This is a genomic window from Halopenitus salinus (assembly GCF_055397165.1).
Genome location: NZ_AP043853.1, coordinates 231,662 through 250,457, shown reverse-complemented (window position 1 = coordinate 250,457; position 18,796 = coordinate 231,662). Strand labels below are relative to the sequence as shown.

The window sequence follows — 18,796 nt, the reverse complement described above, 5'->3', positions numbered from 1 at the left end:
TGTTCCGACACGGAGGAATTCAACGTGGGTTGAATGGGTGACGCATCGTCGATCACGGTGAATCTCTCTTCCATGTCCTCACCAGAAATGGTGGCGCGAAGGCGGACTCATAGGTCGACATCTTCTCCCGTCTTCGCATCGACGTCGAGGGGTGCAGTCCAACCACGGTGGAACACTGCGAGCTGGACGATCGAGTTGAATGCCACGTCGCTTGGCTCGTGGACGAGAACCCGTTCGTTAGGAACCGGCGTCGTCGACGAGGGTGTTGACGAGAAGGTGGGCTTCCCTGTCCTCGACGTCCGCTATCACCACGTCTTCAGCACCGTGATCCTGAGCGAAGCGTTCCGCTTCGAACCGTTCGTAGTCGGGTGATACATCACCAAATGTGTCTGTACCGTTCATCATTATCACACGAGTGCACCGTAGAGCGCCTCAACCATTCAGGTGCACAGAAACTCCGCGCTCGTTAGTCTTAACCAACACTACGGAGTGAACTGTCTCGTTGTTGGTTAACTGTGAAACCGGATGCCGAGGCGCCGGCCGGTCGTCGACGTCCAATGGGTCGGCGGATTCCTGCGAACGTCGATCTCCGCTGTTTCGTCTGTCGAAGTGTGGATTTGTATCCTCTCAGGGAGTCTCCGTCTGATCGACGGTGATGGTCAAGTCGCCCGACTCGTAGTCGGCGTCAAAGTCGACGACGAACGCGTCTGATTCGTAGGCGGCGTGGTAGACGCGATGGCGCTCGAGCGAGCCGGTCGCCTTGAAGTGAAAGAACACCGCCGCGGTGTAGGGCTTGCTCTGTGTCTCGATCTGTGTCCCAACGGAGGCGGAAAGGACAATCTGTGGAGTTTCCGTATCGATACTTGCTGCGAACATTTCGCTTCTTCGACAGTCGTTTGTGAGTGGATCGGCGTTTCCCCAGTCAACACGTTCACCGGCCTTGCCGTCACGTCGGTGAACAGGACGTCTTTGAACGTGCGTGTTCCGAGGACATCCTCGGGTTCCAACTCGCAATCGTCGAATGGATCGTCGTCTGATTGTTTAGTCACCAGATCACGAGCCTATGTCGGGCTCGTCTCTTTCAGCCAAAAAATAGCTACTCTCTCAATGTGAAGCACGTCGAGACCAACTTCCGAGAATGCCGTATCCATAGAGCGAACAGCCAACAAGAGGGATTATTATCTATGTGAATGCAACTCAATGCATGGTCGGTCAGGTTCCGCCGACGGAATGGTTGACTGAGACACTATTTGCGTACAATCAGGTACTCTTAGATTTATTTTGGTTTGTGGTGGGACTAGGAATCGTCTATCTCGTAGGGCAGATATTTCTCATCCCACTTGCGGTCCGAGTCGTTCGCTCCCGTAATCGAAACAACCCGACCATCCAGTCCGCAACGGAGACGTACTTACGGGTGGCTCTGATCGGGATTGCAACCCTCACTGGCATGATCGCTGCAGGGTATGGCCACGTACTTGCTGACACGGCAATCATCATCGCGGCCATCACATTCGTCTTCGGAATCGCCGGTCAGCAAGTGTTTGGGTCGCTTATCAGCGGGATGTTTCTCGTCGTCGATCCCGACTTCAACGTTGGTGACTGGATCGAATGGTCAGGGGGACAAGGGACGGTTGAGGCGGTCGATTTTCGTGTCACACGGATCCGAACACCGGACAATGAAACCGTTACTGTTCCGAATACTGAACTCACAACGAACGCGCTAACCCGTCCATACGGACGAGATATATACAGAATTACGGAGGAGGTCTAACGTCGCCTACTACGAAGACACCGAACAGGCCTTGTTGGAACTCCAACAGATTGCTGTGAATCACGAGTCGGTTCTTGATGAGCCGGAACCGAAGGCCCGGATCGTTGACCTCGGAGAAAACGCAATCACGGTACAAGCGGAGCTGTGGATCGATGAACCTTCGAACAGCGATATTTTGACACTGCGATCTGATTTTCGACGTCTGGTGAAGCGTCAGTTCGATGAGGTGGGCCTCACGCTTGCTCCCCCCTCCGCACAGCTACTTTCTGGTGAAATTGCTGTGGAGGAGCGTACAGTCGAGTCGCCAGCCACGGATGGCGAGTAAGCTTTGTTGAATCATCCGGCAATTGAGATATTCTAATGATTCCGGTTAGTACAGAGCACTAACGGGTCGATCAGTACAGATGATTCTCCTATAGCTCGATTTAGTATTCAAGACTCACAAAAAGTCAGGTAGAGGGAGTACTTCTCCGCCAGCATTTTTTCCGACTAGAAGATTAGACCGGTGTATGTCCCCGTCTCTCCGTTCCAGCCTTCTGGGCACTCAACAAACTAGCCGCCACCGGTATAGAGTACTAGGCCTTGCTCTCGGAGTCTTTGTGACCTCCTTTGTGGCGTATTCGCTAGGGATCTTCTCCGTCTCGGGAGGACTTGTCTGGATTCCAATGTATGCGGTGATCGTCGGGATGATTGCGGGATGCTGGGTAGGCTACTCTCAAAGTGGGCTTCTGTCCGCTTGGGTAGTCACATACACGTCGTTGCTGGGGTATCACGCAGACCATGCTGTGTCCCAGTTGTCGGGCTTCACCGAGCAATTCGTATATTTTGTTCGCCCAGATGGTCTGGTGTTCCTCGGAGTTGAAGCGATAGTATTCGGCACGTTTGCGTTCCTCCTCGGTTCTCTCATGCGTTGGGGAATTCACTTGTTGCGAAGTGAGACGACCCTCTCTCCTTCCAACAACGGGTAATCGATACATTCGCACCTTTCACTGACCAGCTGTTTCTGCTCATTACATGTTCGAAAAATAAAATTCCAACAGAGTCTTCGCGGCAAAGGATATGAAAAAGCGAGCGTAGAGCTAGGGACGCCTGGCCGCAAACGGGGACCGTAGGAACGTTTGATCCTCACGCTCAAGTGGGCCTGTTTTCCTGCTCCACCACCAAAGAGCTCACAGCGGAACGGATCTCCGCGAGTCATGATCAGGATTTATACAGATCGGGGAGAAGCATCCCCATATGGCCGCCCTGAAGTCCCTCCGCCCAGCCGTTAATGCACTCGTTCGAAATCCGATTCTCGCCGTATTGATCGGGTTGTTCGGCGTGGTACAGTTGCCGCAGTTCGCCCTCCAGTCCTCGCGACCGTTGGTGGCGTCGATCGTTTCGCTCGGGATCTCGGGGGCCATGATCTTGGTGGCTCCGTTCTTCCAGGGCGGGATCCTCGGGTTGGCCGACGAGGCGCTGACCGGTCGGACGAGTTTCGATCGATTCGTCTCCTCGGGCAAAGCGAACTACGTGAGTCTCCTCGTCGCGTATCTCGCCGTCTTCGCGGTGAATCTCGTGATCGGATTCGTCGCGATGGTCGGCGTCATCTTCGGCGGGATCGGGTTGTTCGCGGGCGGTGGGGAGCCGAACCTTGCGGTGCTCGGTGTGCTCGTCGTGATCGGGCTCCTGTTCGCGCTCGCGTACCTCCTCGTGTCGTTCTTCATCCAGTTTTACGCGCATGCGATCGTTCTATCGGAGACCGATCTCGTCGAGGGGTTCAAACGGAGCGTGAGCCTCGTTCGCCATAACCTCGTGAGCGTGCTCGGCTATACCGCGATCCTCCTCGTTGGGAGCGTCGTTCTCGGCGGGGTGAGCGGCGTCGCCTCGCTGCTCTTCACGCCACAGACGACGGGACTCCCGCTGCCGGATCCCTCGACCGCCGTGCTGGTCGTCGCAGCGATCGTCTACGTCGTCTCGATCGCGGTCCTCGGCGGCTTCTACGCGACGTATTCCGTCGCGTTCTACCGGTCGATCGAATGAAGTCTCACCACCGGTTCCTCATCGCTGCGATATTCGTCGGCGTCTCTGCAGCTTTGAGTGTACTTGCGGCGCCGGAATTGCCGACACGAATGGCGACACACTGGAACGCAGCGGGCCAGCCCGATGGTACGATGTCGAAGCCTGCTGCACTCGTGTTGATCCCTGCGATGACCGCCGGTCTGCTCATCGTTTTCGCACTCATTCCACGTGTCGATCCGCTTCGAGCGAACATCGCCTCGTTCCGTTCCGTATATGACTGGTTCGTCGTCGTGTTCACCGCGTTCATGACGGTCATCCACGGTGGAATCATCGCGTTCAACCTCGGCTACGAATTCGACTTCACACTGCTCGTCCTGGCAGCTGTCGCGGGCTTGTTCTATTACGTTGGAGTGCTCCTCACGCACGCGAAACGCAACTGGTTCGTCGGCATTCGGACACCCTGGACACTCTCGAGCGACGAGGTCTGGAACCGAACCCATCGTCTGGGCGGTCGTCTGTTCAAACTCACCGCACTCGTTGCCCTTGTTGGACTCTTGTTCGGTGAGTACGCGATCTATTTCCTCGTGGTACCTGCCCTCCTCACCGCCGGAATCACGATCGTGTACTCGTACTATCTCTACGAGCAACTCGAACGCGACTCAGAGCGAGACCCTACGAACTCACCGTGACTCCATCCGCTCAAAGCGTAGATGGCGAAACGATCGACTGGAAACTCGACGTCGACGATTCCGCCCTCCTGCTCGCGCTCGCGTACGTCTTTCCGAGTGTCTTCGGTGGCGCTATCGTGCTGGTCTGCGGACTGCTGATATGGCTCATCGGAGCGGCACTCTGGGCCGGTGATTTCGGACGCGCCATCGGGATCGTCGTCGTTGCGGTACTTGCGCTACTCTCCCGGCGCTATCTCCCGGCCCTGCTCGAGACAAACGTGGCGACCCCGTTCTTTGAACGATTCTCACGTCGTGGACTGCTCGTCGGAAGTCTCCTCGGTGCACTCGCTCTCCTCGGGAGCGTGCAGGTGCATTCTTTCGCACCATACGCGGTGTTCATCGCCAGTTGCGTTCCGCTCGTCCTCACAGCCGCATTTCCGACGAGTGGGCACGCAGCTGTGACGATGGAAACCCTCGTCGTCGACGATACCGAGATACACCTTCAAGAAGTACGGACGTTCCGGACTCTTTCGGTAGACACGTTCGCGGTATGCCGGCTCTCGTATCGCCGGGGGACACCGTCTGCGCCTCGTATCATCATACTCCCATCTGACTACGTCAATGTGGTTGCGGGTCTGATCGAGAGTGTTCGGGAGTCCTCGAGAGAGGAACACACGACGATCGACCGGACAGAACGGTTCATTGTCGGTATCTTCGGACTAGGAATGGTCGCGATTGGCCCACTTCTCTGGTTGGCCCTTCCGCCAGGGGATGGACAGGTAATTGCACTGTATGCTGGAGCGATGTTCGGACTCTTTGGGGCACTACTGCTCCGGTACGCGTACACCGCATGAAGACTTAGATACAACGTGTCGTAGTACCTTCGACCATCCCAAGGACTCGATCTACCTTCTTTTCGAAAAGTCTCCAAGGACTTGTACTTGGTATATTCATTCATCAATATGTTGAAATCCTCAGTGGTTGATAGTTTTGTACCTCCAATCGTTCGGTACAGGGAATTCACCAATCAGGCGATAGAGGAAGCTAGCGGTAGCGATCAAGACGACAACTGCCAGATACAAGAACTGTTGAACTCACCCCAGAGATTTTACTGATTTCGTCATATGGGAAGGTATGAACCGACGTGCGCTCCTCACTAACCTCGCGATTGTGCGTTCTTTCTCGTGTCCGGGTGTGTTCGTGAAACGGAGCCCGCCGAAACTGAAAACGAGACTGCGGAGTCCGCACAGGACCATGAGCCAGCAAAAACCAATAAAACGGAAGCCGACATAGAAAACACTGAGGGCGAAGGGTCTTCCCCAGACAGGGAGATCGAGGATGTCGAAGACATTGAGATCGTTCTCACCAATTATATAACCTCGAAACGGAGAGGCAAACTCACGCTCACGTCGGATACCAAGACAACCGCCGAAGAGGAATTCGAAATAGAGATAGAGGATCAACAATCAATTGAGACAGAGATCACCGAGACCGGCCAGTACGAACTGTCAGTCACGACCGAGGCAGGCTCTGAGACATCGTTTCCATTCAGTATAGACGAGTATGATCTGAACGCGGGATCGAATCTCATCGTCGAGTTTGATGATAAGGAAATTATGATTATGATGCAAGAGTAAGTGAAACATCGCATCTCACTTCTAGATCCGTAGAAACAGTCACAGCATACTCGATCAATGATCTCCCGTAACACCCTACAGGACCACAGCCCACCATCTGAGACGAGTGCCGTTGTCATTGCGAACGTACTTCCACTCGTTGGTGTGGTCGCGTTTGACTGGAATCTCGCAGCTCTTGTCTTCCTCTACTGGCTCGAACTCGGGATCATCTCGTTTTGGGCGCTGTTGAAAGCGGTGTTTGCAGGACGACCGTCCGAATTCGATTCAAATCCCCTAATTGGTGGTGCGCTGGCACGCAAGCGAACGGCGATCCCGGTCCCGTTCACTGGTCTCGGGATTCAGCTGTCGACGCTCCCTGTCCTCGTCGTTGCTGTCCCTGTCCTCTCTCTCGTTTGGTTCTTCGTCGGAGTCACCACCATCGGTGTGATTGGCGCTAAAATACCCGAACAGAGCGCGCTTGAGCTGGTAGTGCTTTCTTCGTTCGGCATCTTTCTCAGTCAAGGAGCTTCGACGCTCGTCGAATACTTTTATCAGGGAGATTACCGCGATCACAGCGCTCAGACGGCGATTCAGGGGATCTTCATGCGTGGTGCGGTGATCGGGGTCGGCGGGCTGCTCACGGCGACGTTCGTCGGGCTCGCCGCGGACTCGGTATCTGGTGATGATCCGATCACGGCAGTCGATCCGACGATCGTGGGCCCGCCGATCTTGGTCGGAATCGTTCTCGTGAAGTTCAGTTTCGACCTCGGCGGTCTGTACCGTGACCGACTCGCCGCTTTCGATGAGTCGTCTTCCTTTGAACTCGGATGGGCATACGAACCACCAACTCACGAACCGATCGAATCGGTGAATACGGTGAACGAGCGAATTCGGCCGTCCGTTTTCGGCAGGCTGTTCGGCGGCCTAACTCCCGCAAACGTCAGACGGCATCCTGGTGTGTTGTTCGTCGGTGGATTCATCCTTCTGATTTCGCTCCTCTTTGCTATGGGCCGCGTTTGGGACATCGTTCTCAGCCTCGTCGGCGTCAGTCTCGTCGTTCCAATAGGGCTTCTCATGGTCGACTATGGGTTACGGTACGGTGGTGTCGTGTTCCGTGTGTCCGACGAGGCGATCGTCGCGTACGATAGCCTGTTCCGGACGCGATTGTGGCGGATCGAACCGTGGGACGAACGCGGCTTGCGGGTTGAACGAGATCGACTCCACGAGTGGATCGGCACGTCAACGATCGTCATTGAGAGTGCTGATCGAGAACTTCGGGTCCCACACGTGTATGACCCTGCACCGATCATTGACATGTTCGATCGACAGCCAACGGGTCTAACCACGAGAACAAGTAAATGACGGGGAACCTAAACTGATACAGAAGAGATCCATTCTTTGCTGTCCCGAATCGGGCTGCGTACTTCAGCATTCATGCGGATGATCTCATCCGACTACTCTACTGAATGAATAGGTAATTCGACAGTGAAGATCGCGCCGTTGGGATAATTATCTTCAACCCATACGTTGCCATCGAATTGGTCGGTTAAGACCTGGACGAGATACAGGCCAATACCAGATCCTGGACTGTCTAACCCCTTTTGTCCCTTTCCGAAGATTTGTTCTTTCTGGTTGTCAGGGATACCCGGCCCATTATCTTCTATCCGGACGCGAACGGTTTCTGGATGCTCTTCACAGGTAACTGTGATTTCGGGAGTCTCTTTGTCGTTGTGTCGGACGGCATTTTCGAGGATGTTTCGGAAGATCGAAGAAAGCATCTCGTTTGCCAGTACCAATACGTCGGGAACGTCACCTGACACCTGAAACCGGGCGTTTGGGAATGAATCTCCGACAGCGGCGAGTTCCGCATTAAGAATCGACCGTAGCTCAACCTCTTCTAATTCAACAGTCCCATCTTCTGAAAGCGATTCAACGAAATCTCTCGCTACCTCTGTGAATTGAATCACATGTCGAGATTTCTGTAAGACACGGTTGAGGGGTTCTTGTCCATCTTCATCGATATGATCTTCAAGGATCTCAGCCCATCCGAGAATCACAGCCATATCGTTCCGGATATCGTGCCGGACTACGCGATTTAGGGCTTCTAGCTGTTCGGTTCGTTCTTCGAGCTGCTTCCGGTACGATTCTCGCTCAGTCACGTCGGTAACTGTTACTAATTGGCCAGTCGTTACCTCGCCAGCCATGAATGGTGTGCTTGACACGTCATAGTATCGCGTCTCGCCGCCCTGAGGGATTTCCATCACTTCTTGTTTGGTGAGATGAGTTGCAAGTGCGGTATTCACAGCATCAAGCGGTTCACCAACCGATCCCTCAAGAGAGGGGAATAGTTTGCGAGCTGCATGGTTGTAATCTCGGACATAGGTCTCCTGATCGAGGAAAATCGCCGGTTTGTCCGACTCACCGGTGAGTCGGATCGCTTCAAACCGTTGTCTGTAGAAGAATAGCGTTCCAACAGCAAAGAGCGCGACACCGGGTGGCTCATACATTAACGGGAGGAGCCAGTCGACGTGACCGCCGATGATCGTTGCGACAGCAGGGAGGCCTGAAAGCCCAACAAGAACCACGATCGGGCGACTGTCACTGCCAGTATGATAAAATCGCTCCATGAGCATGAAGAATCCCACAGCGATCGCGGCATATGACAGTCCTAGAACGATCCAGTAGAGCAGTTCGTGGTGAATAACGAGGTGCGGAAACGGGTTAGTGGTCCATTCGGTTGTGAAATAGAGATCGTGGAGTGGATTCGTGATTTTGAGAGCAGTAAAAAAGAGGAAGATCCCGAGGATGAGATTTCGGAACGGTGCGTGTCGCGGTGGGCGGCCGGTATAGGCAGCACAAAAGTAGAGCCACGCCCCGACAGCGACGAACGCAAAGACGAACCCGAAAATATAGAATGCGAGCTTTCCCTGACGCGATGGTGAGATGAGGTAGCCGAGGTACCCGCCAGCCCACAGAGCAACTGATCCGAGGAAGACTACGAGTCCCTCTCGTGTCCCTTGGTGCTGGATCGCTCGTGCCTGTGGAATTGTCGCCACGCAGGCAAGCGCAGACAGCGCGAAAATTATGATGTGAGCGATTAGAAGAGGCTCCATCATTCAGTTGTAAGCCAGTTATCAGGCTGTCAAATAACTGTTTGGAAGAGTGCTAAATTCAGAGAGTAGTTCTACTGGCTCTGTTGAATTCTCTTCTTCAGACATGAACTCAGCTAAAACAGCTGGTCGCGGAAGGGTGCTTATTGAGTAAGGAATTCAACGCTAAAGTCGGGTGTTAAACTGATAATTAGAGATTCGCTCTTTTCACCAGTAGGGGACCACTGAGTCGTATGGCTCCCACTTTCTTGATCTGTTTCTATCGCTTCGAATTCAACTTGTACCTCATACGTTCCTGGAGGAGCGACATCAGTGAGCGTTGAGCGATAGCTCTCTGTCGGCGGTGTCTTCGTTCTTGTATCGTACACGGTCCTTGATTCCGAGAAGAACCCGCTTTTTCCCTGAATGGTAATTTTCTTCCATACCGCTTGGTCAGTCTGATTTGCAACCTGAATATTTCCACTCTCAGTCCGGTTGCACAAGCATCCCGAAAGAGGAAGAGCGACAGCAAACGAAGCAAGTACTGACCGTCGATTCATAACATGATACTCCACAGTCCATTACTAAGTGGTTGTCTGTATGGAGCAAATTGAGAGACTCAGGCGATCATCTCAAATTAGAACTACCGGTCACGGCCAGTCAGACTCAATGCCGACGAGATCGGCGCTGGTCCTCCAAAGTCGCTCTCGATTCTCCGGGTCGGCTGCTGCTTTGGAAGGGGACGTGGGTCCGTTCCCAGTGACGTAGGTACCAGTTTGCTCTCCGAACTCCGGAGCCGTGACGAGTTTGCAGAGTCGCCGAGCGCCTTCCTGCGGAGTGGTACCAATACCAGGGATAATGGCTGCGGCACGTATCATAATACGTGTCCAGATGGGGGAATCACGGAACAAGTTCGTGGATGGAACAAAGCCAGGGTGAAAGCAGTTCGCTGTGATCTCGGTGTTGTCAAGTCGATCTGCAAGTTCGAGTGTGAACGCAATTGTGGCCAACTTCGACCGAGCGTACGCTTGGAGGGAATCATAGTCGTTCGTGAATTGTAGATCGTCGAAATCGAGTGTGGCGCGGCGATGGATGTCTGAGGCGGTGACGACAACTCTAGAGGGTGCCGAGATTCGAAGCCGATCGAGTAGTTCGTATGTCAGAAGATACGGGGCGAGCTGATTAACCGCAAACGTGAGTTCGAGACCGTCTTCGGTTTCCGTTCGATTGCGAGATGAGAGTCCAGCGTTGTGGACGAGTGCGTCGATCCGGTCATACGTGTCACGGAGTTCCGCACCAAGCGAACGAACAGTTGCCTGCGTTGCGAGGTCAGCTTGGTGAAATCGAATATCGCCGTCGAGCGCGGTCGCGTCAGCGACGAGCGTCTCACCGCGCGTCCGATCTCGACCGATAACCGCAACGGTAGCCCCCTGTGCAGCGAGGTCCGATGCAGCGATGCGACCAATGCCGCTCGTTCCGCCGGTCAGCACCACGATGCGCGGTGTGTCCTCACTGGCTGTCACGTATGGTTACAGGATTCAAACGGCAGCTCCGTGTGAATTTCGGTAGCCTGTGCGATCGGAGCAGGTGGTCGTACCCTCACAAGCGGTAGTTACTTTTGCCAGGGTTCAACACGTCAGATTATGACATCTCCACAACAGTATGAACTCTCTGCGATTGATCTCTCCGGAAGCCAATATACCGTCGAACAGACTGGGCGTGATGGAAACTTCCGCCCCGAGTATGAAGCGAGGAATGTTACAGGTGACACGCTTTTTCGCACCACGTACCAGATGTACGAGGGAAAAGACGAGTTTCCATTCGTCGATGCCGATGGGACTGAGATCTGTCGTGTGAAAGCGGTCGATACGTGGGATATCGCTGGCGATTACCTTCTCACGGACAGCCATACTGACGAAGAACTCGTTATCTTCGACAATGACCTTTCGTTGTTGCAAGACACGTGGCGACTCCGCGACGCTGATGATGGATCGCTTCTTGCCGAGATCAGCTCACGTGGCGCACTCTTCACCCTCGCACGAAAAATCCTGCCAGCCGGCCAAGGAATCGCTCATAAGTACGAGATCGCCGATTCAGAAGGCAATCGAGTCGGCTCAATCAAGGGTGAATTCGCGTTATTTGACTTCGATCAGTACGAGATTACGCTGACCGATACGAGCTCGATCCCAACAGAGCCGGTCGTGATCGCAGCGATCGTCATCGATGCGATTCAGGGGAATTGAATCCTCGGCACAAACCTCGGTTCACGACACAACCCCCTCAACGTAGATGTGGGCATAGGCGCTTGCCCACACGATAGAAAGTAGTTCACTGATACTCGATGAGATCATGCTCAAAACCGGGTTCAACGAAGCCAAACTCGTGCCCATCTCGGGGAAATATGTTGGCAGATAGAGGCTAACTGCACTTCCGATAGCGATCAGTCCGATAAGTACGAACTTTCCTCGGTAGTTCGTCGTGATGCGCCAGCTCACTCGGAGTGATTTGAGCGGGCCGTACTGACCGATAACGCATGCTTCAGGTGCAAACCAGAACTTGAACAAGAGGAACAGAAACGGCACGGCGAAGGTGATTCCACCGATCGCTGCAGCGACGGGGAATCCTACGATCTCTACGGGGTTCCCTGGAAACATACCGGCCAGAACCAGGAGTGGAAGAAACACGAGGAACGGGATCGTCATCGCGGAAAACACGACGAAAAGTATGACGCCGACTAACGCCGGTGTTCGAGAGAGGCTTCGACGGAGCCCATCGCGTATCGTGACGGGGTCGCCGGTCAGTTCCCCAGCGACGATCGTTCCCACGTAAGCGCGAATCAAGACGATGAACGCAAACGACGTTAATACCTCGAACACGCCGATTGCAGGCATCGGGAGGAGGTTGATGCCGTCCGTCTCGAGAAGGCGGTTAGCGAGGATAATCACGACAGCGAAACCGAGGATCGACGGATAGGATCGAAACAGGCGAACCGACCACACGAGCGCATCGAGGACGGTTCGATTGGTGGTGATCGTCTCGATGTTGCGGCATTCGAGACACCCACAGCCATCGACGTCGTCTCTAACCTTGATCGTCGGTGCCACGTCACCTGTGGTTGTGTCGGCGGCCGAAGAAGTCCTTCGGACCGTTGCGTCGTTATGTTCACTCATTCCGCAGTAACGAACTGGGAGATTGATTCGCCGGCGGCGAGCAGAATCGACGGGGGACCAAGCAACGAGGCAAAGGATTTGAACGCGCGTTTGAGACTCGGCCGGTCGTCCTCAGTACCGAGAAAAAGCAGCGTCGGATCCTCCGAAACGACGAAGACGTTCATCTCACGGCCCTTCTCCGAATAGCAGGTGTCGGTGACTGCGATCACGCCAGCTGATTCGAGCTTTTCCAAGTGATACGTAACGTTCTGTATGCTCTGATCAAGTTGTTCAGCGATCCGCGACGGCGTCGCCGGCTTCTCATTGAGCAGCCGAAATATCTCGTAGGCGGTTTCGGAAGACAATGCTTCGATCACGTCTCGTGTCGCGTTGTCGTCGAGACTCAGGACGGCTGGGGTATCGCTACGTTCGACAGTGGCGTCAGTTTGTGTGGGGAGGAGTCGTGCCATACGTTCGGGTTGGTTCTTTGGGTGGTAGGCGCGGGGGTCTGATTTGGTCGGGGATCGTTCGAAACTGTCGTTCGTATTTGTTGGCAGGTGTTTATGTTGTTTCCGGGACAGCTGGTGAGACAGCGATTAATCGCATATAGTAGGCCGTATACACGGTATAGAAGTATGCGAAGCCGATCGCGGAAAGGGCGATTCCGAGCGGAAGCAAGAAAGCGATCGGAATCCCGAGATCGATCGGTAATACCTCAGCAGGGCCAGCGTCCGATATTGTCATTTGGATTAGGTATTCGGGAATGAAGAAGACGTTCATGAGGACGACCCACGCCAGCGAGAATCCAGCGACGCTTTTCAGGTTCGAACGGACGATCCAAACACTTCTCCGGAATGCATCAGTGACGCTCTTGTTCTCAATGACTATCGCGGTGTCGTAAAATTGCACGAACATCATAACAACGAGAATCGACATCAGCCAAATAAGCAGAGAAATGACGCCTGCGACGAACGCAGCCATCTCGTTAATTGCAGCGAGTGCCATCGACCCGATACCGAGGACGAACCCGATGAATCCGAGTCCGATAGCCGTTCCAAACACGAGTAGCACAAATAATACACTTGCAAGGAGCAGTCGGAGGTAATGAGTCCGGGCTGCAGTGAAAAAGTGAGTAAACGATGCGTCTGCTCCATCGATCGCAGCTCGGGCAGTGCCGATGAACCCGCCGATAACGAAGGGGAAGACGATCAACCAGGCGAGCGACATGCCTGCCGAGAGAAATGGTGATTCAATGAGGCGATCGACGTATTGCAGCTGGCTGCCCGCCCCGACGAGGAGGCCAGCGACGAGCAGGATCGGATTCGCTCGGAGGGCGGTGAATCCATCTTTAAATGCGGAGACTGTGACCATCGTATCTACGGATTACCGCTATCACATATTAGGTCGAACGTAGTATCAAAACCAGATTTAACCATTTTGAGACCTTCTGTCATCTGTTTCGTGAATACGACGCAAAGCACAGTTCCGATTTGAGATATCGAGATTTTGAAATATCCTGCTTGGAGATACTGACTACTCGTGATAATACGTTAGCATCATGAATTGTTCAAGCAGAAGATCACGCCCCACATGCCTCCAAGCGTCGAAATATCTTCATCGGGGACTGGAGGTGGTGTTTAGTTAAGCGTGCAAGGTGAGGCGGGAGAATTTCTTGCTGGTTCATGACAGAAATCGCCCGCCTCAGCGGTAGTAGAGAGTGGATTGATTTGGATTTTGTGGAGCGCGAGCGGACATCCGAGCCAGCGATGGCGCTGGGTATTCAAGTACACGTTGCGAGGCTTTCACTGCCGAATACCGTCGATTTGCTCGATGCTCTGGGTGTCCAACGGTCGCGGAAAGCGATCCACGATTGGATGCAGAAAGCCGAGTTACAGCCAGACTCTGGGCGGTCTCCGAATCAGATCGCGCTCGACGAAACAGTGATTCGGATCAACGATCAGCAGTTCTGGCTGTACGCCGCTGCTGATCCACAGACGAACAAACTGCTTCACATCCGCTTGTTCTCGACGACTACGACCGCTCTCACCGAGATGTTCCTCCGCGAACTTCAGCAAAAACACGATGTCGAAACTGCCGTCTCTCTCGTCGATGGCGCTCAACACCTCCAAACAGCACTACAACGAGCTGGGCTCCGATTTCAGATGCGTCGCCACGGAAATCGGAACGCTGTCGAACGGATTTTTCGAGAACTAAAACGACGAACATCGTCGTTTTCGAACTGCTTCAGCCACGTTAAACCTGAAACCGCCGAAACGTAGTGCAGAGTTTCGCTCGCTGGCATAATGCTCCAAACTAAACACTACCCCCCTGCACCCACCGTAGGTTTAATATTGTAGAATCGAACTCATTCGACGATGACCACAGCAGCTGAGAGGGTGAGACGGCGGCTTCGCGGGGTCGCCGTCGGCCTCCTCACCCCGTTCGACGAGGAGGGCGCGATCGACTACTGGAAGATCGACGAGAACGCGCAGGCCCACTACGACGCCGGCATTCGTACGTTTCTTTCGGCCGCCAACATCAGCGAGTACCACTCGCTCTCACAGGACGAACGGATCGGCGTCGTCGAGCGGAGTCTCGACGCGGTGCCGTCGGACGCGTGCGTACTGGGCGGGGTCGGAGGGAGCCTCGAGGACGCCCGCGAGCTGATCGAGGGGTACGATCGGGCCGGCGTTGACGCGATGATGGTGATGCCCCCCGATCACACCTACGTCCACGAGCGAGGACTCATCGAGTACTACCGCAGGCTGGATGAGATGAGCGAGGCGCCGCTCGTCCCCTACGTTCGGCGGTTCGATCCCTCCGTGGACTTCCTCGCCGACTTGACCCGTATCGACGGCGTCGTCGGGATCAAGTACGCGTTGAAACAGCCCGTGACCCTCGCGGAGGGGATCGAAGCGGGCGACGACGACGTGGTGTGGGTCGACGGGCTCGCGGAGCCGTACGCGGTGTCCTACTGGGCGGAGGGCGTCGAGGGATTTTCGGCGGGGGTCAGCAACTTCCGACCGGAGATCGGGCTGGAACTCTTCGAGGCCCTCTCCGAGGAGAACTGGGAGCGCGCACGAAAGCTCCGAAACGTCTGTCTGCCCTACCAGCGCTTCCGCGATCGGACCGGCTCGGAGAACACGATTCCCGGCGCCGTGAGCGTCCCTGCGGTGAAGAAGGGACTCGATCTGGCCGGCCTCCACGGCGGCGAGGTCCGTCCCCCGATCCGACCGCTGGCTCCCGAACAGGAGCGGGCCGCGGAGGAACTCTACGAGCAGCTCGACGACGGCGTCGAACGCCTGATCGAGTGAGCCGCGGGACGACCCTCCCCGCGGAACTTTATCATATTTAAATAATACTAATATATTAGATATATCATCAACCATACTAAACGGACAATCCGTTCGCCGAGACGATTCGTGAGTTCGGCGTTCGGCCGCGACCGGTCTTCGTCGTGTCCAAGTCAACCAGTGAACCGCGATATATCGACCGGATAACCGTCACTCAATGTAATAACCGATAATGGATCCAACCTGAGGAGAACGCGGTGGGTCAGACTCGGGAACCGGCAGGGGCACACTCGGAGGTCGAGGAGATCGAGGAGATCGAACACGTCGACGATAGTTTCGTATCCAGACATATCCTCTGAATATTCTGATTCTCGAAAAGATCGTGTGCCGGGACCCGCCGCCGAAACTCGTATGTCACTCGAACACACAGGGAGCCCCATGAGCGAGTTGACCGTCGTCGTCGACGGACGGGAGTTCGCGGCCAGCTGGACGAACGAGAACCCGAAGACGCGTTCGGCGATCGCCGACGCGCTTCCCCTCGAGGGGAGAGCCTCGCGGTGGGGCGACGAGCTGTACTTCTCGAGCGACGTCGAGGCCCAGATCGAGGACGCCCGCGAGACGGTCGAGGAGGGAACGCTCGCCTACTGGCCCCAGGGGCAGGCGATCTGTCTCTTCTGGGGTCCGACGCCGGCGAGCACGGACGAGCGACCGCGGGCGGCCTCGCCGGTGAACGTCTTCGCCCGAGTGGCGGCTCCGAGCGCGCTCGACGACGTCGACGGCGGGGCACGAATGCGGCTGTCGGCGGAGTAAGATCGGTCGGATCGGTCTCGCGAGTCACTGCAGGTAGGACGGATCCTCGCCGTCACAGGACTCCTCGTGGCGACGCGCGTCCTCGCGATCGTCGAAAAGCATGCCGCAGACCTCACACGCGAACCAGGTCGATCCGTCCCGTTCGGTCGTAGTGACCATACCTCACGATCGTCTCGAGGAGACTTGTAGGTTGTCCCGATCGGTCACCGCTTCGCGTACCGCTCCAGCCCGTCGAAGACGACGCCGTGTCCGGGGGTCTCAGATGGCCTAAAGCCCCCGTCGACCAGTTCGAGCGGCGTCTCGACGACCTCGTTGAGCACGGTGGAGTGATGTTCGATGAACGGGACGTTTCCGAAGGCGGCCGCGAGGTGGACGTGGATCGGCTCGACGTAGTGCGGCGAGACGGGCGTGTTCCAGAGGTCGGCGGTCTCGGCGACCGTCACCCACGGCGTGATCCCGCCGACGCGGGCGACGTCCGGCTGGAGGAAGTCCGCGCCGCCCGACGCGAGCACCTGCTTGAACTGGGTCGTGTTGTAGACGTTCTCGCCGAGCGCGATGGGGACGTCGACGCGGTCGCGAAGCTCCGCGTAGGCGTCGAAATCGCCCTTCTCGAGCGGCTCCTCGAGCCACGCGATCGGCCGATCGAGGGCGTTGACGAACCGGCGAGCCTCGGCGACGGTGAACGAGCAGTTCGCGTCGACGAAGAGGCTGGCGTCGTCGGGCAGCTCGTCGTGGACGGCGCGGATCCGGGCCGCGTCCTCCGCGTGGCCGCGGCCGATCTTCATCTTCATGCCCGCAAACCCCTCGCGATCGACTCGCCGGGCGTTCTCGCGGAGACGGTCCTCGTCGAACTGGATCCATCCGCCGTTGGTCTCGTAGGCCGGGACGTGCTCGCGCGTTCCGCCGAGCAGGTCGTATAGCGGTCGGCCGGTCCGCTTGCCTTTCAGGTCCCAAAGCGCCGTGTCGACCGCGGCGATGGCGATCTCGGAGATCCCCTCGCGGCCCACGAAGGTGGTCTCGCCGCGAAGGTCGTGGTAGACCGCCCGCGGCGCGACCGGCGATCCCTCCACGATGGGCGCGAGGACGTCCGTCAGGAACCGCTCGACCGTCGAGCCCCCCTCGCCGATCGTGTAGGTGAATCCGACTCCGCGGTCGCCCTCGTTCGTCTCGAGCGTCGCGGTCACGAGCTCCAGCTCGTCGAACGTCTGTGTCGCGTCCTCGAGCGCCTCCTCGTTGGGCACGCCGTAGAGTCCCGTCTCGACCGATTCGATCGTGGCTTCCGTGGACATTCACTTCGGGGTCCTCCCGGTTCGAGATAAAGGTGTGGGATGTGCCGACGCAGTCACTCCCCGAATACGACCTCGTCGAAGGCCGCTCCCGCGATCCCCGGCCCGTCCGGGACCTCGATGCGTCCGTCCTCGACGGGCGCCGGGTCCGGGGAGAGGTCCTCGCGCAGAAGCGACCCGGTCGCCAGGCCACAGGGAAGAACGTCGGGGATCGCGGCGGCGGCGTGGACCGCGGCCGTGCGCGCGATCGCGGCGTCGATGGTGGTCGTCACGACCGGCTCGACGTCCGCCTCGCGGGCCGCACGCGCCGTCTCGACCGTCCGCTCGACGCCGCCGAGTACCATCGGCTTGCAGACGACCACGTCCGCCGCACCCGACTCGAGGACGCGGTCGATTCCCACCTCGGCGATCGACTCGTCGAGCGCGAGGTCGATGCGACACTCCTCGTGGAGCGCCCGATGACCGCGCAGATCGGCCGCCGGAAGCGGCTGTTCGACGTAGCTGACGCCCATCCTCGCGAATTCGTGTAGGGCTCGACGCGCGGTCGCACGGTCCCACCCGCCGTTGGCGTCGGCTCGGAGTTCGATCGCCGGTCCGACCTCGCGTTGGACCGCACGCACGCGCTCGAGGTCACGTTCGAGCGCGCCGGCTCCGACCTTCACCTTGAGCGCACGGGAGCCGTCCTCGACGGCGAGTCGCGCCTCGCGTGCGGCCGCCTCCGGGTCGCCGTCGCCGATCGTGGCGTTGACCGGAACGTATCCGGCGGGCTCGGAAAGCCCGGCACGTTCGGCGAGGAGAGCCGCGAGCGACGTTCCCTCGAAGCGGGCGGCCGCGTCCGCGCGAGCCAACGTGACGCCGTGGCGGGCCGCCGGCGTCTCGAGGGTCGGATCACGATTCCCGTCCGCGAACGCGAAGAGCGCGCTCCGACAGGCCTCGTACGATTCGGTCCATCCGGGAAGCGGCGTGGCCTCGCCGACGCCGCGCGCCGAGACGTCGTCCTTCTCGGGAGCGACGCCGATGGTCCAGCCGCGGCGCTCGAGGACCTCCGTGCGAGCGGTCCCGAGCGGGCTGTCGAGTTCGACGGTGAACGGGGTCGTGCGCATTGGTGGTGAT

General features: G+C 56.9%; 16 protein-coding genes and 4 pseudogenes. 10 read left to right on the top strand and 10 right to left on the bottom strand.

The window, feature by feature from the left end; translation table 11 throughout:
• Positions 1-107: 107 nt before the first annotated feature.
• Positions 108-402: pseudogene (locus tag ACZ5YD_RS02975) on the bottom strand (hypothetical protein).
• 225 nt (positions 403-627) lie between these two features.
• Positions 628-1,049 (bottom strand): annotated as a pseudogene (locus ACZ5YD_RS02970) (hypothetical protein).
• A 155-nt stretch (positions 1,050-1,204) separates the two neighbouring features.
• On the opposite strand from ACZ5YD_RS02970, the pseudogene ACZ5YD_RS02965 reads away from it, so the two are divergent.
• From ACZ5YD_RS02965 to ACZ5YD_RS02940, 6 genes and pseudogenes are all read left to right on the top strand, one after another.
• Positions 1,205-2,096, top strand: a pseudogene (locus tag ACZ5YD_RS02965) (mechanosensitive ion channel family protein).
• Between the two features lie 911 nt (positions 2,097-3,007).
• The gene (locus ACZ5YD_RS02960) at positions 3,008-3,793 is read left to right on the top strand and encodes a DUF7847 domain-containing protein (RefSeq protein ID WP_379746201.1); all 786 of its coding nucleotides are present in this window, start codon (positions 3,008-3,010) and stop codon (positions 3,791-3,793) included.
• A complete protein-coding gene (locus tag ACZ5YD_RS02955) occupies positions 3,790-4,461 on the top strand; it encodes an SdpI family protein (RefSeq protein ID WP_379746204.1) in 672 nt (223 codons plus the stop codon). The genes ACZ5YD_RS02960 and ACZ5YD_RS02955 overlap by 4 nt, the downstream gene beginning before the upstream one ends.
• On the top strand, positions 4,458-5,294 hold the full coding sequence (locus ACZ5YD_RS02950; RefSeq protein WP_379746207.1) for a hypothetical protein: 837 nt from the start codon (positions 4,458-4,460) through the stop codon (positions 5,292-5,294). The genes ACZ5YD_RS02955 and ACZ5YD_RS02950 overlap by 4 nt, the downstream gene beginning before the upstream one ends.
• 330 nt (positions 5,295-5,624) lie before the next feature.
• Entirely contained in the window at positions 5,625-6,077 is a 453-nt protein-coding gene (locus ACZ5YD_RS02945) for a hypothetical protein (protein ID WP_379746209.1), read from the top strand.
• A 144-nt stretch (positions 6,078-6,221) separates the two neighbouring features.
• Positions 6,222-7,418, top strand: a complete 1,197-nt coding sequence (locus ACZ5YD_RS02940; RefSeq protein ID WP_464384455.1) for a DUF6498-containing protein — start codon at positions 6,222-6,224, stop codon at positions 7,416-7,418.
• A gap of 92 nt (positions 7,419-7,510) precedes the next feature.
• Here the strand turns inward: ACZ5YD_RS02940 and ACZ5YD_RS02935 are convergent, their stop codons facing one another.
• Positions 7,511-9,172 (bottom strand): sensor histidine kinase, encoded by a 1,662-nt coding sequence (locus ACZ5YD_RS02935; protein ID WP_379746215.1) that lies wholly within the window; start codon positions 9,170-9,172, stop codon positions 7,511-7,513.
• Between the two features lie 623 nt (positions 9,173-9,795).
• Positions 9,796-10,668 carry an SDR family NAD(P)-dependent oxidoreductase gene (locus tag ACZ5YD_RS02930; RefSeq protein ID WP_379801117.1) on the bottom strand — a complete coding sequence of 291 codons (873 nt, stop codon included), beginning with the start codon at positions 10,666-10,668 and terminating at the stop codon, positions 9,796-9,798.
• Positions 10,669-10,788: 120 nt separating this feature from the next.
• Here ACZ5YD_RS02930 and ACZ5YD_RS02925 point away from each other — a divergent pair, with 120 nt between their 5' ends.
• Positions 10,789-11,388: an LURP-one-related family protein gene (locus ACZ5YD_RS02925; RefSeq protein ID WP_379746221.1), complete on the top strand. Its 600-nt coding sequence runs from the start codon at positions 10,789-10,791 to the stop codon at positions 11,386-11,388.
• 21 nt (positions 11,389-11,409) lie between these two features.
• On the opposite strand, the gene ACZ5YD_RS02920 is transcribed toward ACZ5YD_RS02925, so the two are convergent.
• The 3 genes from ACZ5YD_RS02920 to ACZ5YD_RS02910 form a co-directional block, all read right to left on the bottom strand.
• A complete protein-coding gene (locus tag ACZ5YD_RS02920; protein WP_379746224.1) occupies positions 11,410-12,249 on the bottom strand; it encodes a DUF7847 domain-containing protein in 840 nt (279 codons plus the stop codon).
• A 62-nt stretch (positions 12,250-12,311) separates the two neighbouring features.
• Positions 12,312-12,764, bottom strand: a complete 453-nt coding sequence (locus tag ACZ5YD_RS02915) for an ArsR/SmtB family transcription factor (RefSeq protein WP_379746227.1) — start codon at positions 12,762-12,764, stop codon at positions 12,312-12,314.
• Positions 12,765-12,855: 91 nt separating this feature from the next.
• Positions 12,856-13,665 (bottom strand): DUF7847 domain-containing protein, encoded by an 810-nt coding sequence (locus ACZ5YD_RS02910; protein WP_379746230.1) that lies wholly within the window; start codon positions 13,663-13,665, stop codon positions 12,856-12,858.
• Between the two features lie 311 nt (positions 13,666-13,976).
• Between ACZ5YD_RS02910 and ACZ5YD_RS02905 the strand changes: the two are divergent.
• The 3 genes and pseudogenes from ACZ5YD_RS02905 (at position 13,977) to ACZ5YD_RS02895 (ending at position 16,397) form a co-directional block, all read left to right on the top strand.
• A pseudogene (locus tag ACZ5YD_RS02905) lies at positions 13,977-14,611 on the top strand (IS6 family transposase).
• A 58-nt stretch (positions 14,612-14,669) separates the two neighbouring features.
• Positions 14,670-15,608, top strand: coding sequence for a dihydrodipicolinate synthase family protein (locus ACZ5YD_RS02900; RefSeq protein WP_379746233.1), 939 nt, complete (start codon positions 14,670-14,672; stop codon positions 15,606-15,608).
• Between the two features lie 417 nt (positions 15,609-16,025).
• Positions 16,026-16,397 (top strand): cyclophilin-like fold protein, encoded by a 372-nt coding sequence (locus ACZ5YD_RS02895; RefSeq protein ID WP_379746236.1) that lies wholly within the window; start codon positions 16,026-16,028, stop codon positions 16,395-16,397.
• Positions 16,398-16,421: 24 nt separating this feature from the next.
• Here ACZ5YD_RS02895 and ACZ5YD_RS02890 read toward each other — a convergent pair whose 3' ends face one another.
• The 3 genes from ACZ5YD_RS02890 to ACZ5YD_RS02880 are packed head-to-tail and all read right to left on the bottom strand — an operon-like array spanning position 16,422 to position 18,786.
• Positions 16,422-16,556, bottom strand: coding sequence for a DUF7128 family protein (locus ACZ5YD_RS02890; protein ID WP_379746239.1), 135 nt, complete (start codon positions 16,554-16,556; stop codon positions 16,422-16,424).
• Positions 16,557-16,600: 44 nt separating this feature from the next.
• The gene (locus ACZ5YD_RS02885) at positions 16,601-17,686 is read right to left on the bottom strand and encodes a mandelate racemase/muconate lactonizing enzyme family protein (RefSeq protein ID WP_379746242.1); all 1,086 of its coding nucleotides are present in this window, start codon (positions 17,684-17,686) and stop codon (positions 16,601-16,603) included.
• Positions 17,687-17,739: 53 nt separating this feature from the next.
• Positions 17,740-18,786 carry a mandelate racemase/muconate lactonizing enzyme family protein gene (locus ACZ5YD_RS02880; protein ID WP_379746245.1) on the bottom strand — a complete coding sequence of 349 codons (1,047 nt, stop codon included), beginning with the start codon at positions 18,784-18,786 and terminating at the stop codon, positions 17,740-17,742.
• Between the last annotated feature and the right edge of the window lie 10 nt (positions 18,787-18,796).